This is a genomic window from Prauserella muralis, from assembly GCF_003202285.1.
Taxonomy (GTDB): Bacteria; Actinomycetota; Actinomycetes; order Mycobacteriales; family Pseudonocardiaceae; genus Prauserella_B; species Prauserella_B muralis.
This window is the reverse complement of the sequence record NZ_MASW01000001.1, coordinates 2,022,501-2,036,594: the sequence shown is the minus strand read 5'-3', so window position 1 is coordinate 2,036,594 and position 14,094 is coordinate 2,022,501. Positions and strand designations below refer to the sequence as shown.

Here is a 14,094-nt window from a genome sequence, read left to right as displayed (position 1 = left end):
CCGACGCGGTCGGCGACCGAGAATCGCGGATGCTCCACCCAGTCCTTGCAGGCTATTGCGCCGGTACCGGCCGGGGCAACTGATTTTACGAAGATGTCCCCCATGCGGTGGAGAAAGTCTCGTGAGCAGGGTTTTCGCGACGCGGACAGTACCGAGGGTGCTACCGCTCGTGTCTCTGATTGACGACGGCGAGAACGTCCGCCCCGAAGCGCTCCAGCTTGGTGGCGCCGATGCCGGAAATCGCGACGAGCGCCGTGGTGTCGGCGGGTCGCTGCTCGGCGATGGCGACCAGCGTCGCGTCCGTGAAGACCACGAAGGCGGGCACGTTCAGTTCCCGCGCACGCTCGACGCGCCATTCCTTGAGCCTGGCGAGCAGGTCTTCGTCGATGTCGGCCGGGCATTTCCCGCACCGCCCCAGCTTGATCTCCATGGTGGCCAGCAGAGCCGCCCCGCAGATGCGGCACCGCGCCTTCGGCTCCATCGGCTTCTGTTGCTGCCTGCCGACCCGGGCGGCCGGGTGGTCCTCCGGCAGCAAGCCGTAGAGGAAGCGGCTGCGCCTGCGGTTGCGCCTGCCGCCGGGATTGCGCGCGAGCGCCCACGACAGGGACAGGTGCTCCCGCGCACGCGTGACACCGACGTAGAACAGCCGCCGCTCCTCCTCGATCGCCTCGTCGCTGCCGTCGGCGTGCAGGATCGGCAACGTTCCCTCGGCAAGTCCGACCAGGAAGACGGCGTCCCACTCGAGACCCTTCGCCGCATGCAGCGACGCCAGCGTGACGCCCTCGACGGTCGGCGGATGCTGGGCCGAGGCGCGCTGGTCGAGTTCGGCGACATAGCGGCCGAGCGTGGCGCCGTCGGTGGTCGCCGCGAGCTCCTCGGCCAGCTCCACCAGAGCCAGCAGCGCGTCCCAGCGCTCCTTCGCCGCGCCGCCCGAAGGCGGCTGCTCGGTCAGCCCGACACCGGCAAGGACGCGCCGGACCATGGTGACGAGCTCGCCCTGCGGTTCCCCGGCGGCCGCCGTCCGCAGCGCCGCCATGGCCTGGCGCACCTCCCTGCGTGCGAAGAACCGTTCGCCACCACGCACCAGGTACGGGATGCCCGCTTCGGACAAGGCCTGCTCATAGCCCTCGGATTGGGCGTTGACCCGGTACAGCACCGCGATCTCGCTCGCCGGCACCCCCGCGTCCAGCAGCTCCCGGATCCGGGCCGCGACCGCGGCCGCCTCCGTGGCCTCGTCGTCGTACTCGGCGAAGCGGGGCGGCGGGCCGTCCGGCCGCTGGCCGACGAGGTTCAGCCGTGACCCCGCAGGCCTGCCCCGTGCCGCGCCGATCACCCGGTTCGCGAGCGCGACGACCTGCGGCGTGGACCGGTAGTCGCGTTCCAGCCGGACGACCGTCGCGTCGGGGAATCGCCGGGTGAACTCCAGCAGTGGGCGCGGCGACGCGCCGCCGAAGGAGTAGATGGTCTGGTTGGCGTCACCGACGACGGTCAGGTCGTCCCGGCCCCCCAGCCAGGCGTCGAGCAACCGCTGCTGAGCGGGTGTGACGTCCTGGTACTCGTCGACGACGAAGCAGCGGTAGCGGTCGCGGAACTCCTCCGCGACGGCGCTGTGCTCCTCCAGCACCGCAGTGGTGTGCAGCAGGAGGTCGTCGAAGTCGAGCAGCTGCGCGTCGCTCTTGGCGCGCTCGTAGGTGCGATAGAGCTCCGCGATGCGCTCGGCGGGCTCCGGGACGTCGCGGCTGCGCCGGGCGACCGCGGCCGGATAGTCGTCGGGCCCGATCAGTGACGCCTTCGCCCACTCGATCTCACTCGTGAGGTCGCGCAACACCTCCAGCTCGGTGGGCAGGCCCAGCTTGTTGGCGGCCTGACCGACCAGGCGGAGCTTGTTGCCCTCGATCAGGTCCCACTGGCGATCGCCGACCACGCGCGGCCAGAAGTACCGGAGCTGGCGCAGCGCCGCCGCGTGGAACGTGCGAGCCTGCGCCCCTTCCACACCGAGAGGGCGCAGCCGCGCGCGCAGCTCGCCCGCGGCCCGTGCCGTGAACGTGACGGCGAGCACCTGGCCTGCGGCGACGTGGCCGGAACACACGAGGTAGGCGATGCGGTGGGTGATCGTCCTCGTCTTGCCGGTTCCCGCTCCGGCGAGCACGCAGACGGGCCCGCGGGGGGCGCACGCGGCGGCCCGCTGCTCGGGGTCGAGGCCGTCGAGCAGGTCCTGGCGGCGGTTCGCAAGCGCACTTCCCACGAGCGGCATCCTCGCAGAGGGGACCGACAGGGCCACGCCCGCCCGGTCGCCCGTATCCTGGTGCATTATGGCGGAGAAGCTGGACAAAGAGGCTGCCAAGCAGGCCAAACGGGAGAAGCGCGCGGCGAGCAAGGCCAAGCGCGGCCAGATCTTCCAGGCGTTCAAGATGCAGCGCAAGGAAGACAAGGCGCTGATCCCGTGGATGCTCGGATCGTTCCTGGTCGTGACCGGCGTCGTGTTCGGGATCGGCTGGTTCATCGGCATCCAGTGGTGGCTGCTGCCGATCGGCATCATGCTCGGCGTGCTCGCCGCGGTGATCATCTTCGGTCGCCGGGTGCAGAAGACGGTGTTCAGCAAGGCCGAGGGCCAGCCCGGCGCCGCGGCGTGGGCACTGGACAATCTGCGCGGCCGCTGGCGGGTGACGCAGACGGTGGCCGCCACGACCCAGCTCGACGCCGTCCACCGGGTACTGGGCGGGCCCGGCGTGGTCCTTGTCGGTGAGGGCGCCCCGCACCGCGTGAAGAACCTGCTTTCGCAGGAGAAGAAGCGCATCGCCCGGCTGGTCGGCGAGACGCCGATCTACGACTTCATCGTCGGCAACGAGGAGGGCCAGGTCCCGCTGCGCCGGCTGCAGAACCACATGATGAAGCTGCCGAGGAACCTCAAGCCGAAGCAGGTGGACGCCCTTGAGGCCAAGCTGGCGGCGCTCGGCAACCGCGGTGCCGCCCTCCCGAAGGGTCCGATGCCGCAGGGCGCCAAGATGCGCAACGTCCAACGCACCATCCGTCGCCGCTGAGCCGGTCCACTGCACCCTTCTCCGCCACCCCAGAGGCAGTGAGCAAGGGACCTTTACTCCCGGCGAACGCGAGTAAAGGTCCCTTGCTCACTGCGACGGGCCGGAAACTGTCGGTGGCCGTCGGCATGATGGCCGGGTGGCACGACAACGCGTGCTTGAGCACGATGACCTGCACAGACGGTTCCCCGGGGGCGTGGCACCCCGGGCAGAGCTTGTCGCCCTGGGCATGTCCCATTCGGCGATTTCCCGCCGCTGCCGGCCCGGTGGGCCCTGGCAGCGGCTGATTCCCGGCGTCGTCCTGCTCAACAACGGCCGGCCCACCCCGGACCAGCTGAACCGGGCCGCGCTTGCCCATGCGGGGACGGACGCCATGCTCACCGGGATCGCCGCGGCGCGCCTGCACGGCGTGCGCCGCCTGCCTGCCGATTCGCGGGTACACGTGCTCATCCCGCACGCGCGCAAGGTCGCCACCCGCGGTTTCGCGGTCGTCGAACGCACCATCCACCTGCCCGAACCGACGCACGTCGGCGGCCTGCCGGTCGCACCGCTCGCCCGCGCGCTGGTCGACGCCGCCCACCGGATGGCCAGCCTCAACGACATCCGCGCCATGATCGCCGACGCCGTGCAGCGGGGCCTGTGCCATCCGCGTGAACTCAGACAGGCCCTCGAGCAGGGCACGACCATCGGCTCCGCGCTGCCCCGCATCGTCATCGAGGAAATGGACAAGGGCGTACGCTCGGCGGCGGAGGCATGGGCCGCACGCGTGGCGAAGCGCAGCAAGCTCCCAGAGCCGGAGTGGAACGTCGAGATCCGTGACGCCGAAGGACGGTTGCTCGGCGTCGCCGACGCGTGGTGGCCCGACGTCGGACTGGCCTGGGAGATCGACTCGATCGACTTCCACCTCGACCCGGACAGCTACGGCCGTACCGTCCGCAAACACACCCGGCTCACCGCCGCGGGCATCCTGGTGGTCCACACGCTGCCGTCCCAGTTGCGCCGGAACCCGAAGGCGGTCATCGCCGATCTGCGTGCTGCGTTCACCCAGGCCGCAAACCGCCCGCCGCCGACCGTGCGGACGAGGCTGTGGCGGCCGGCCGCGTGACCCGCCGGTCAGCGCGTGCGCAGGACCACCGTGTTCGTCGCGCGGTCGTGCCAGCCACGGCCGTCCGCGTTGCGCACGATCGCCGGGATGAGCAGGAACGTGAGCACCGCTCGCAGCAGGGCCCGCCAGGCTCCCACCAACGCAACGCCGTCGAGCCGCGCGACCCTGACCCCGCACATAGCCATGCCAGGCGTGAAACCCGCGATCGACACGGGCAGCACCGTGATGACGGCCCAGACGGCCACCGCCCAGAGGTTGTAGCTCTGCATCTGCGCCACGTCGTTGTAGTCAGGGCGGATGAACAGGGAGGTCAGCAGTGACGCCATGACCAGATCGATGACGAGAGCCAGGAACCGACGGCCGCCACCCGCGACCGCACCCACGCCCTGCTCCGGCAGCCCCAGGTGTTCACCAGGCCACCGTGGAGATTCCTGATCTCCGGTCACGCTCCCGGAAGAAAGCGACGTCAGCCACTCGCCGGTCCACCTTGCCACCCTTCCAGGGTATGCCGCCTGCGCATACGGCGCTCGCGCCGGTGCCCTATCCGGTATCGGCCGACCCGTTAACATCGGCGAAACATACGGGTGACGGTCGGGCAACACCGCGCTCTTAGCGTGAGCCGAAGAGAGTAAGGCGGCCGGCAACGAACGTGAAGGAGTCACCGAGGGTGTCCACTACTCCAGACGATGTCCAGCGTCTGATCACAGACGAGGACGTGCAATTTGTCGACGTGAGGTTCTGTGACCTGCCGGGGATCATGCAGCACTTCACCGTCCCCGCCTCTGCGTTCGACGCGGATGCCTTCGAGGAAGGTCTTGCTTTCGACGGGTCGTCGGTGCGCGGTTTCCAGTCGATCCACGAGTCGGACATGCTGCTGCTGCCGGACCCGGCCACGGCGCGGATCGACCCGTTCCGCAAGCACAAGACCCTGTCGCTGAACTTCTTCGTGCACGACCCGTTCACGCGCGAGCCGTACAGCCGTGACCCGCGCAACATCGCGCGCAAGGCCGAGCAGTACATCGCCGAGTCGGGCATCGCCGACACCGCGTTCTTCGGCCCGGAGGCCGAGTTCTACGTCTTCGACTCGGTGCGTTTCGACTCCGCCGAGAACGGCACCTTCCACGAGATCGACTCCGTCGAGGGTTGGTGGAACACCGGCGCCGAGGAAAACGGCAACAACAAGGGCTACAAGACCAAGTTCAAGGGTGGCTACTTCCCGGTGCCGCCGGTCGACCACTACGCCGACCTGCGCGACGACATCACCCAGAACCTGGTCCAGTCCGGATTCCAGATCGAGCGGGCGCACCACGAGGTCGGCACCGCCGGCCAGGCGGAGATCAACTACAAGTTCAACACGCTGCTGCACGCCGCGGACGACCTGCAGCTGTTCAAGTACATCGTGAAGAACACCGCGTTCGCCGCGGGCAAGACCGCCACGTTCATGCCGAAGCCGCTGTTCGGCGACAACGGCTCGGGCATGCACTGCCACCAGTCGCTGTGGAAGGATGGCGAGCCGCTGTTCTACGACGAATCCGGTTACGCCGGGCTGTCGGACACTGCGCGCCACTACATCGGCGGCATCCTCGCCCACGCGCCGAGCCTGCTGGCGTTCACCAACCCGACGGTCAACTCCTACCACCGTCTGGTGCCGGGCTTCGAGGCTCCGGTCAGCCTGGTGTACTCGCAGCGGAACCGCTCCGCGTGTGTCCGCATCCCGATCACCGGCAGCAACGCCAAGGCCAAGCGCATCGAGTTCCGCTGCCCCGACTCGTCCGGTAACCCCTACCTGGCGTTCGCGGCGATGGTGATGGCCGGCCTGGACGGCATCAAGAACAAGATCGAGCCGGCCGAGCCCATCGACAAGGACCTCTACGAGCTGCCTCCCGAGGAGGCCAAGAACGTCAAGCTCGTGCCGGGTGACCTGGGCACCGTGCTCGACACGCTGGAGGCCGACCACGAGTTCCTGCTCGACGGTGGCGTGTTCACCCCCGACGTGATCGAGACGTGGATCAGCTTCAAGCGGGAGAACGAGATCGACCCGCTGCGGCTGCGCCCGCACCCGTACGAGTTCGCGCTGTACTACGACGTGTGATCGCTGAGTCGAAACCGTTCAGCTGCGACGGACGGCCCCGCCAGTCGGTGACTGGCGGGGCCGTCCGTCGTTGGGGCGCGCGTGCCGTGGAGGGCCGGTCAGCTGCCGCAGAGGGCAGCGGTGTCCACGCCGGCCGCGTCGAGCCGGGCGCGTGGCTCGGCGACGAGTTTGCGCCGGTCCAGGTCCATCAGGCCCAACGTGCAGGTGATTTCCGCCGACAGTGTGCCGTCGGCCTTGTAGATGTTGGAGTCCATCCGGAACGTCTTGCCCTCGCCGAACTTCACCTCGCACGTGACGTCGATGACGTCGCCCGCGCGTAGCTCCCGGCGGAAGCTGATGTGCGATTCGAGCATCACGGACGCCAGCCGCGCGGCCCGGAGGCCGTCGCCGAGGCCGCCCGCCTGCTCCAGGAGTTCCAGCCGGGCAACCTCGGCGTAGGAGTGGTAGACGGCGTGGTTGACATGGCCCAGGGTGTCGAGTTCGTAGTGCCGCACCTTCAACCGGACGCTGAAAGGTTTCCGCTCAGTCACGCCCCCACCCTAGACACGCCCTCGCACCCGGGTCCCACAAAGGTGAGCAAGGGACCTTTACTCCCGCCAGATGGGAGTAAAGGTCCCTTGCTCACTGCTTGGCGGCCGGGGGTGGTCAGCTTTCGTAGAAGAGGCGCTCGACGACGGCGTGCGCGCGTCGGGTGGTGCGCCGGTAGGCGTCGAGGAACTCGCCGGGGTCGTCGTCAGCCGAGTAGCCGAAGACACGAGCCACGGCGGCGAGTTCCCGGCCGGACGTCGGCAGCTGATCGACCGCCTTACCGCGCACGAGCATCGCCACGTTGCGGGCCCGGGTGGCCAGCTGCCACGCGTCGAGCAGCGAGCCGACATCCTCGGCCTCGGCCAGTCCCGTGTCGGCCATCGCCGCCAGCGCGGCCGGGGTCGACGTGGTCCTCAGGCTCGGCATCTCGTGTCCGAAGCGCAGCTGCGCCAGCTGGACGGTCCACTCCACGTCCGCCAGCCCGCCCCGGCCCAGCTTGGTGTGGATGGTCGGGTCTGCCCCTCGCGGCATCCGCTCCGTCTCCACCCGGGCCTTGATCCTGCGGACCTCCCGAACCCGCGCCGCGTCGAGGCCGCCCTCGGGATACCGGATCGGCTGAACGGCGTCGACGAACCGCTGGCCCAGCTCGGCATCACCGGCGACGAACCGCGCCCGCAGCAGCGCCTGCGCCTCCCACACCTCACCCCACCGCGCGTAGTAGGCCCGGTAGGACTCGAACGTCCGGACAAGCGGGCCGCTGCGCCCCTCAGGACGCAGGTTGGCGTCCACCTCCAGCGCAGGATCCTGGCTCGGAGCGCCAAGCACTTGCCGCACGGTTTCGGCGACCGATGTCGCGAACCTCAACGCGTCACCATCGGTGGCGCCGTCGTTGCGCTCGCACACGAACAGGACGTCGGCATCGGACCCGTAGCCGAGCTCCTCGCCACCGAGCCTGCCCATGCCGATCACCGCGATGCGCGCCGGCTCGGCACCCACCTGCGCCGCGCGCTGCCGGATGGCCGCCGCCAGGGCGCTCTGCAGCACCGCGCCCCACACCGACGACAGCGCCCGGCACACGGTGGCCACATCCGTCAGCCCGAGCAGGTCGGCGCAGGCAACCCTGAGCAGTTCGTGCCTGCGCAGGGAGCGGGCCGCGGCCACGGCGGCGTTGAGCCCGGGCTGCCGCCGGGCCGCCGCACGCAGCGACGTCGCGACCTCGTCCGGAGACCGCTGGGCGAGCCGGTCGGGTTCGGCCAGCAGCTGCAGCACCTCGGGTGCGCGCACGAGCAGGTCAGGCACGAGCCGCGAGGTGCCGAGCAGGGTGGCCAACTGCTCCACCACGGCGGCCTCGTCGCGCAGCACACGCAGATACCAGGGTGTGTCGGCCAGCGCCTCCGACACCCGCCGGTACGCGAGCAGCCCACCATCGGGGTCCGGCGTGTCGGCGAGCAGATCCAGCAACACCGGCAGCAGAGCCTGCTGGATCGCCGCCCGCCGCGACACCCCCGACGTCAGGGCCTTGATGTGTCGCAGCGCTCCGTCCGGGGCGGCGTAGCCGAGAGCCACCAGGCGGCTCTCGGCCTGCTCGGTGGTCAGCCGCAACGCCGCGGTCGGCACACGCGCGACCGCGTCCAGCAGTGGCCGGTAGAACAGCTTCTCGTGCAGCCGCCGGATCCGCTGAACGTGCCTGCGAAACTCGCTCGCGAGAATGTCGCTTTGGGACTTGCCACGTACCGGGCGGATCCCGGTCGCGCGCGCGAGGACGCGTAGCTGTGCGCGGTCGTCGAACTCGGGGAACAGGTGAGTACGGCGCAGTCCGCGCAGTTGCAGCCGGTGCTCGACGGTGCGGAGGAACTCGTAGGACGAACGCAGCTCGGCCGCGTCGGCGCGCCCCACGTAGCCCCCGGCGCCGAGCGCGTCCAGTGCCTCCATCGTCGACGGCGACCGCAGTCCCGAATCGACCCGGCCGTGCACGAGCTGCAGAAGTTGCACGGCGAACTCCACGTCGCGCAGCCCGCCGCGGCCGAGTTTCAGCTCGCGCTCGGCGATCTCGGAGGGGACGTGCTTCTCCACGCGCCGGCGCATCTGCTGCACGTCGGCGACGAAGTTCTCGCGCTCGGCGGCAGACCAGACCATGGGCGCGACCAGCTCGGCATAGCGGCGCCCGAGGTCGACGTCACCCGCCGCGGGCCGCGCCTTGAGCAACGCCTGGAACTCCCAGGTGCGGGCCCATTTCTTGTAGTAGGCCTCGTGGCCTTCGAGGGTGCGAACCAGCGCGCCTGCCTTGCCTTCGGGCCGGAGCGCGGCGTCGACCTCGAAACACGCGGTACCGGTCACCCGCATCATCGAGGTCGCCAGGCGGGTCGCCACCTGAAGGTCGCCGTCTCCCACGAACACCACGTCGACGTCGCTGACGTAGTTGAGCTCGCGTCCGCCGCACTTGCCCATGGCGATCACCGCGAGAGTGGCGTCGGCCGAGCGGGTGACCTCGCGTTCGGCGACCACCAGGCCGGCCCGCAACGCGGCATCGGCCAGTTCCGTGAGGGCGTCGGCGACCTCGGCGAAGGAGGGCTGAGGCAGGTCCGGCTCCACGAGCGGGCTCAGGTCGGCGGCGGCGATCTCCAGGAGCAGGCCGCGGTAGGCCTTGCGCAGGGCCTGCTCGGCATCGGTTCCGGTGAGCGCATCACCCTCAGGCCGCACCGCGCTGGTGAGGATGGTGGAGTAGTGGCCGCTCGGCGTGGTGGCCTCGCCGGTGAGGCGGTGCCACTCGTCCGGCGAGCTGACCAGAAAGTCCGCGAGCGCGGTGGAGGTCCCGAGGACGGCGACGAGCCTGCCACGCAGCGTCGTGTCGTCCCGCAGCGCGGCCGACAGCTCGGGCCACCCGGCCTCGTCGGCCTCGCGGATGCGGTCGATGCCACGCAGTGCGAGGTCGGGATCGGGCGCGCGGGAGAACGCGGTGAGCACCTGTCCGCAGCCGTCGGCGGGTCCGGCGTCGTCCCACCAGCCGGCAGCACGAAGCTGGGCCTCTGCCCGGTCGTCCGTGAAGCCGAACCGTGCCGCCGAGGCTGCCGGTCGAGTGCGCTCTGCCATCGGCTAACACCGTAGCCGGAATCGGCCAGCCCACATCTCGAGCCCGCGTGCCGTGAGCAAGGGAGCTTTACTCTCGTTTCGCGGGAGTAAAGGTCCCCTGCTCACGGTTTGGCGGGCGGGTGGGGGGTGGGTTGGGTTAGGCCAGGGGGAGCGTGCGGGGTTGGGCGGCGACGGGTTCCCGGGCGCCGGTGGCCAGTTGGACGAAGCGCTGGGCGAAGGGGCGCCAGGTTTCGGCGAGGTCGGCATGCAGGGTGGCGAGGGTCTCGTCGGTGAAGGCGTCGGCGCGTGCGGCGGCGGCGACGTCGGGCGCGTCGGCCACCCAGTCGAGCACCACCTGCGGCGTCGTCTCGATGTGGAACTGGAGTCCGTAGGCACAGCGGCCCAGCCGGTAGGCCTGGTTCGGGTACCGGGGTGCCGACGCGAGCAGTTCGGCGCCGGGTGGCAGCTGCTCGATCGCGTCGGCGTGGAACTGCAGCACGTCCTGCATCAGCGGCAGGTCGGCGAACAGCGGGTCCTTCCAGGCGGCGTCCTTCTTGGCGACGAGCCCCGGGCCGGCTTCCGGCCCGTCGTGGCCGCGCACCACGCGACCCCCGGTCGCGACGGCGAGCAGTTGCGCTCCCAGACACACCCCCAGGGTCGGCAGCTGCGAGCCGACGGCGCGGCTCAGCAGGCGCCGGACATCACGCAGCCACGGGTGGCGGTCGTCCTCCTCCGCGTTCATGCCGCCCCCCAGGCACACGAGCCCCTGGTAGGCGTCGAGGCTCGAGGGCAGGGCTTCGGCGAACGGCCTCCGCACGTCCAGTTCGGCGCCGGCTTCGGTCAGCCAGTCTCCGAGCGGGCCCGGAGGGTCCGTCGGGTCGGGTTGGATCATCAGCAGTCGCGCGGTGCTCACCGTTCCAGCGTACGGGTGTGTGCGGGGACGAACCGCAGCTCGATGTCCTCCATCCGGCGCTGGAAACCCATGCGCTGGTAGATGCGGTTGGAGACCGGGTTACCGACATCGGCGAAGAGCACGACGTGCGGCGTTCCCGCGTCCCTGACCCAGCGGCACAGGACGGCGGTCAGCGCGGACGCGTAGCCGTGCCCGCGGTGCTCCTCCGGGGTGTAGACGTAGCTGATCCGGGACATGCCGGACTCCGGTCGGCGGGCGAGAGCCATCGCGACTGGCGTGCCACGGATCCACCACATGCCGTACCGGTCGCCGTCGTCGAGGGACCAGGCCGTGCTGTTCGACGAGAGTGTCTCGCCGTGCGCCATCGCGGCGAGTTCGTCGGCGAACGCCTGCCGCCAGCGTTGCAGCAGCGGAAGGTCCTCGGCCGTCGCGAGTCTCGCCTCGCCCGGGACTCCCTCCGGCTCGGTGAGGGTGCCGAGTTCGTACAGCCACCGGCTCGGGCTGGCGGCGACGTCAGCGCCCGTCTCTGCTGACCACGCCTCGGCGAACGCCTCGGTCTCCGGACGTGGCCCGCGTACGCAGTCCAGGACCGCGCCCGCGTCGGCCAGCGCACGGGCCACCGCGGGCGCCGCGTCAACAGGCAGACCGCTGAGGGTGACGGGGAACGGCCCGTTCCCGACGATCGCGCCGTACGGACGGCCTGCGCGGTACACGAGCGCGGCAACGGAGGCAGCGCTGCCACGCTCGATGCCGCGCAGAGCCGTCAGCGCGGCTGTGTGCCGCGCGGGATCGGCCACATAGACCGGCCGCGCGGCGTCGGCGAACGCTCTGGCATCCGAATACACCCTGACATCCACATGGTCAGAGTGTCAGCCAGGTTCACCGGTGGTCGATCGAATTATCCCCGAAAATGCGAAATGGCCCGCCGCGAAGACGCGGCGGGCCATTTCTTCAAGTTGAGTTCGGCGGTGTCCTACTCTCCCACACCCCTGCGGGTGCAGTACCATCGGCGCTGGTGGGCTTAGCTTCCGGGTTCGGAATGGGACCGGGCGTTTCCCTCACCGCTATCACCACCGAAACACTGTGAAACAGCCACGCGGGGTGTTTCGTGGTGGTGTTTCAGGATCGTAGAGTGGGTGCGTAGCATCTTTGTGGGCAAGTCCTCGGCCTATTAGTACCAGTCCACTCGAAAACGCATTACTGCGCGTCCATGTCTGGCCTATCAACCCAGTGGTCTGCTGGGGGCCTTACCCCACATAGGGTGGGAGACCTCATCTAGGAACAGGCTTCCCGCTTAGATGCCTTCAGCGGTTATCCCTTCCGAACGTAGCCAACCAGCCATGCCCCTGGCGGGACAACTGGCATACCAGAGGTTCGTCCGTCCCGGTCCTCTCGTACTAGGGACAGCCTTCCGCAAGTCTCCTACGCGCGCGGCGGATAGGGACCGAACTGTCTCACGACGTTCTAAACCCAGCTCGCGTGCCGCTTTAATGGGCGAACAGCCCAACCCTTGGGACCTACTCCAGCCCCAGGATGCGACGAGCCGACATCGAGGTGCCAAACCATGCCGTCGATATGGACTCTTGGGCAAGATCAGCCTGTTATCCCCGGGGTACCTTTTATCCGTTGAGCGACACCCCTTCCACCAGGAGGTGCCGGATCACTAGTCCCTGCTTTCGCACCTGCTCGACCCGTCAGTCTCACAGTCAAGCTCCCTTGTGCACTTACACTCAACACCTGATTGCCAACCAGGCTGAGGGAACCTTTGGGCGCCTCCGTTACCCTTTGGGAGGCAACCGCCCCAGTTAAACTACCCACCAGGCACTGTCCCTGAACCGGATCACGGTCCGAGGTTAGATTCCCCATCCGACCAGAGTGGTATTTCAACAACGACTCCACCAACACTAGCGTGCCAGCTTCACAGTCTCCCACCTATCCTACACAAGCCGAACCGAAAACCAATACCAAGCTATAGTAAAGGTCCCGGGGTCTTTCCGTCCTGCCGCGCGAAACGAGCATCTTTACTCGTAGTGCAATTTCGCCGGGCCTGTGGTTGAGACAGCCGGAAAGTCGTTACGCCATTCGTGCAGGTCGGAACTTACCCGACAAGGAATTTCGCTACCTTAGGATGGTTATAGTTACCACCGCCGTTTACTGGCGCTTAAATTCTCAGCTTCACCCCCGRARGGGTTAACCGGTCCTCTTAACGTTCCAGCACCGGGCAGGCGTCAGTCCATATACCTCGACTTGCGTCTTCGCATGGACCTGTGTTTTTAGTAAACAGTCGCTTTCCGCTGGTCTCTGCGGCCAACCCACCCTAGCCCGCAAACGGGGCTTCAGGTGCTTTGGCCCCCCTTCTCCCGAAGTTACGGGGGCAATTTGCCGAGTTCCTTAACCACAGTTCACCCGATCGCCTTGGTATTCTCTACCTGACCACCTGTGTCGGTTTCGGGTACGGGCCACACATGCACTCGCTAGAGGCTTTTCTCGGCAGCAGAGGATCACCCTACTTCACCACAACGGCTACGCATCACGCCTCACCCTCGTCATCCAAGACAGCCCGGCGGATTTACCTACCAGGCGGGCCACACGCTTACACCAGTATCACCACTGACTGGCGGGGCTACCTTCCTGCGTCACCCCATCGCTTGACTACTACAGGATCAGGTCCCACGCTCACCAAGCACGACCTCCCGAAGGAAGCCACACCGGCTCGGGTGGTTAGTCTCCCCTGCCTCGCCAGGGACGCACACACGCGGGTACGGGAATATCAACCCGTTGTCCATCGACTACGCCTGTCGGCCTCGCCTTAGGTCCCGACTTACCCTGGGCGGAACAACCTGGCCCAGGAACCCTTGGTCATCCGGCGGCAGAGATTCTCACTCTGCATTCGCTACTCATGCCTGCATTCTCACTCCCACACCCTCCACAGCTAAGTTCCCTCGCTGCTTCCCCGGATGCAGGACGCTCCCCTACCCACCCACACCACTAGACAACAACCCCGAAAGGTCGAAGCCGATGAAATGTGTGGATGACACAGCTTCGGCGGTGTGCTTAAGCCCCGCTACATTGTCGGCGCAGAACCACTTGACCAGTGAGCTATTACGCACTCTTTCAAGGATGGCTGCTTCTAAGCCAACCTCCTGGTTGTCTCAGCGACTCCACATCCTTTCCCACTGAGCACACACTTAGGGGCCTTAGCTGGCGCTCTGGGCTGTTTCCCTCTCGACGACGAAGCTTATCCCCCGCCGTCTCACTGCCGCGCTCTCACATCACAGTATTCGGAGTTTGGTTGACTTCGGTAACCCGGTAAGGCCCCTAGGCCACCCAGTAGCTCTACCCCCATGAT

At 68.2% G+C, this 14,094-nt stretch carries 9 protein-coding genes and 2 rRNA genes (1 of these 11 cut by a window edge); 3 read left to right on the top strand and 8 right to left on the bottom strand.

Going from position 1 to position 14,094, the window contains the following annotated elements; all coding sequences use genetic code 11:
• Positions 1 to 160: 160 nt before the first annotated feature.
• Complete coding sequence (locus BAY60_RS10780; RefSeq protein WP_425466458.1) at positions 161 to 2,245, bottom strand: ATP-dependent DNA helicase UvrD2; 2,085 nt, start codon at positions 2,243 to 2,245, stop codon at positions 161 to 163.
• Positions 2,246 to 2,312: 67 nt separating this feature from the next.
• Between BAY60_RS10780 and BAY60_RS10775 the strand changes: the two genes are divergently transcribed.
• Positions 2,313 to 3,041: a DUF4191 domain-containing protein gene (locus tag BAY60_RS10775; protein ID WP_112280575.1), complete on the top strand. Its 729-nt coding sequence runs from the start codon at positions 2,313 to 2,315 to the stop codon at positions 3,039 to 3,041.
• A gap of 193 nt (positions 3,042 to 3,234) precedes the next feature.
• Positions 3,235 to 4,143 carry a hypothetical protein gene (locus BAY60_RS10770; protein WP_245992396.1) on the top strand — a complete coding sequence of 303 codons (909 nt, stop codon included), beginning with the start codon at positions 3,235 to 3,237 and terminating at the stop codon, positions 4,141 to 4,143.
• Positions 4,144 to 4,151: 8 nt separating this feature from the next.
• Here BAY60_RS10770 and BAY60_RS10765 read toward each other — a convergent pair whose 3' ends face one another.
• Positions 4,152 to 4,637 (bottom strand): RDD family protein, encoded by a 486-nt coding sequence (locus tag BAY60_RS10765; RefSeq protein ID WP_112280573.1) that lies wholly within the window; start codon positions 4,635 to 4,637, stop codon positions 4,152 to 4,154.
• 173 nt (positions 4,638 to 4,810) lie between these two features.
• Here BAY60_RS10765 and glnA point away from each other — a divergent pair, with 173 nt between their 5' ends.
• Positions 4,811 to 6,235 carry a type I glutamate--ammonia ligase gene (gene glnA, locus BAY60_RS10760; RefSeq protein WP_112280572.1) on the top strand — a complete coding sequence of 475 codons (1,425 nt, stop codon included), beginning with the start codon at positions 4,811 to 4,813 and terminating at the stop codon, positions 6,233 to 6,235.
• Between the two features lie 98 nt (positions 6,236 to 6,333).
• Here the strand turns inward: glnA and BAY60_RS10755 are convergent, their stop codons facing one another.
• From BAY60_RS10755 to BAY60_RS10730, 6 genes are all read right to left on the bottom strand, one after another.
• Positions 6,334 to 6,765, bottom strand: a complete 432-nt coding sequence (locus BAY60_RS10755) for an acyl-CoA thioesterase (protein WP_170160350.1) — start codon at positions 6,763 to 6,765, stop codon at positions 6,334 to 6,336.
• Between the two features lie 115 nt (positions 6,766 to 6,880).
• Entirely contained in the window at positions 6,881 to 9,853 is a 2,973-nt protein-coding gene (locus BAY60_RS10750) for a bifunctional [glutamine synthetase] adenylyltransferase/[glutamine synthetase]-adenylyl-L-tyrosine phosphorylase (protein ID WP_112280571.1), read from the bottom strand.
• A 136-nt stretch (positions 9,854 to 9,989) separates the two neighbouring features.
• A complete protein-coding gene (locus BAY60_RS10745) occupies positions 9,990 to 10,745 on the bottom strand; it encodes a type 1 glutamine amidotransferase (protein ID WP_245992395.1) in 756 nt (251 codons plus the stop codon).
• Positions 10,742 to 11,590, bottom strand: coding sequence for a GNAT family N-acetyltransferase (locus tag BAY60_RS10740; RefSeq protein ID WP_170160349.1), 849 nt, complete (start codon positions 11,588 to 11,590; stop codon positions 10,742 to 10,744). Before BAY60_RS10740 ends, BAY60_RS10745 begins: the two co-directional genes overlap by 4 nt.
• A 115-nt stretch (positions 11,591 to 11,705) precedes the next feature.
• A 5S ribosomal RNA gene (gene rrf / locus BAY60_RS10735) occupies positions 11,706 to 11,823 on the bottom strand.
• 73 nt (positions 11,824 to 11,896) lie between these two features.
• Positions 11,897 to 14,094 (bottom strand): 23S ribosomal RNA (locus BAY60_RS10730) (it continues 937 nt past the right edge of the window).

What these genes read in the sequence shown, in the direction of transcription:
- BAY60_RS10775 (WP_112280575.1), top strand. Translation starts at nt 2,313, where the DNA reads ATGGCGGAGAAGCTGGACAAAGAGGCTGCCAAGCAGGCCAAACGGGAG.
- BAY60_RS10750 (WP_112280571.1), bottom strand. Translation starts at nt 9,853, where the DNA reads ATGGCAGAGCGCACTCGACCGGCAGCCTCGGCGGCACGGTTCGGCTTC.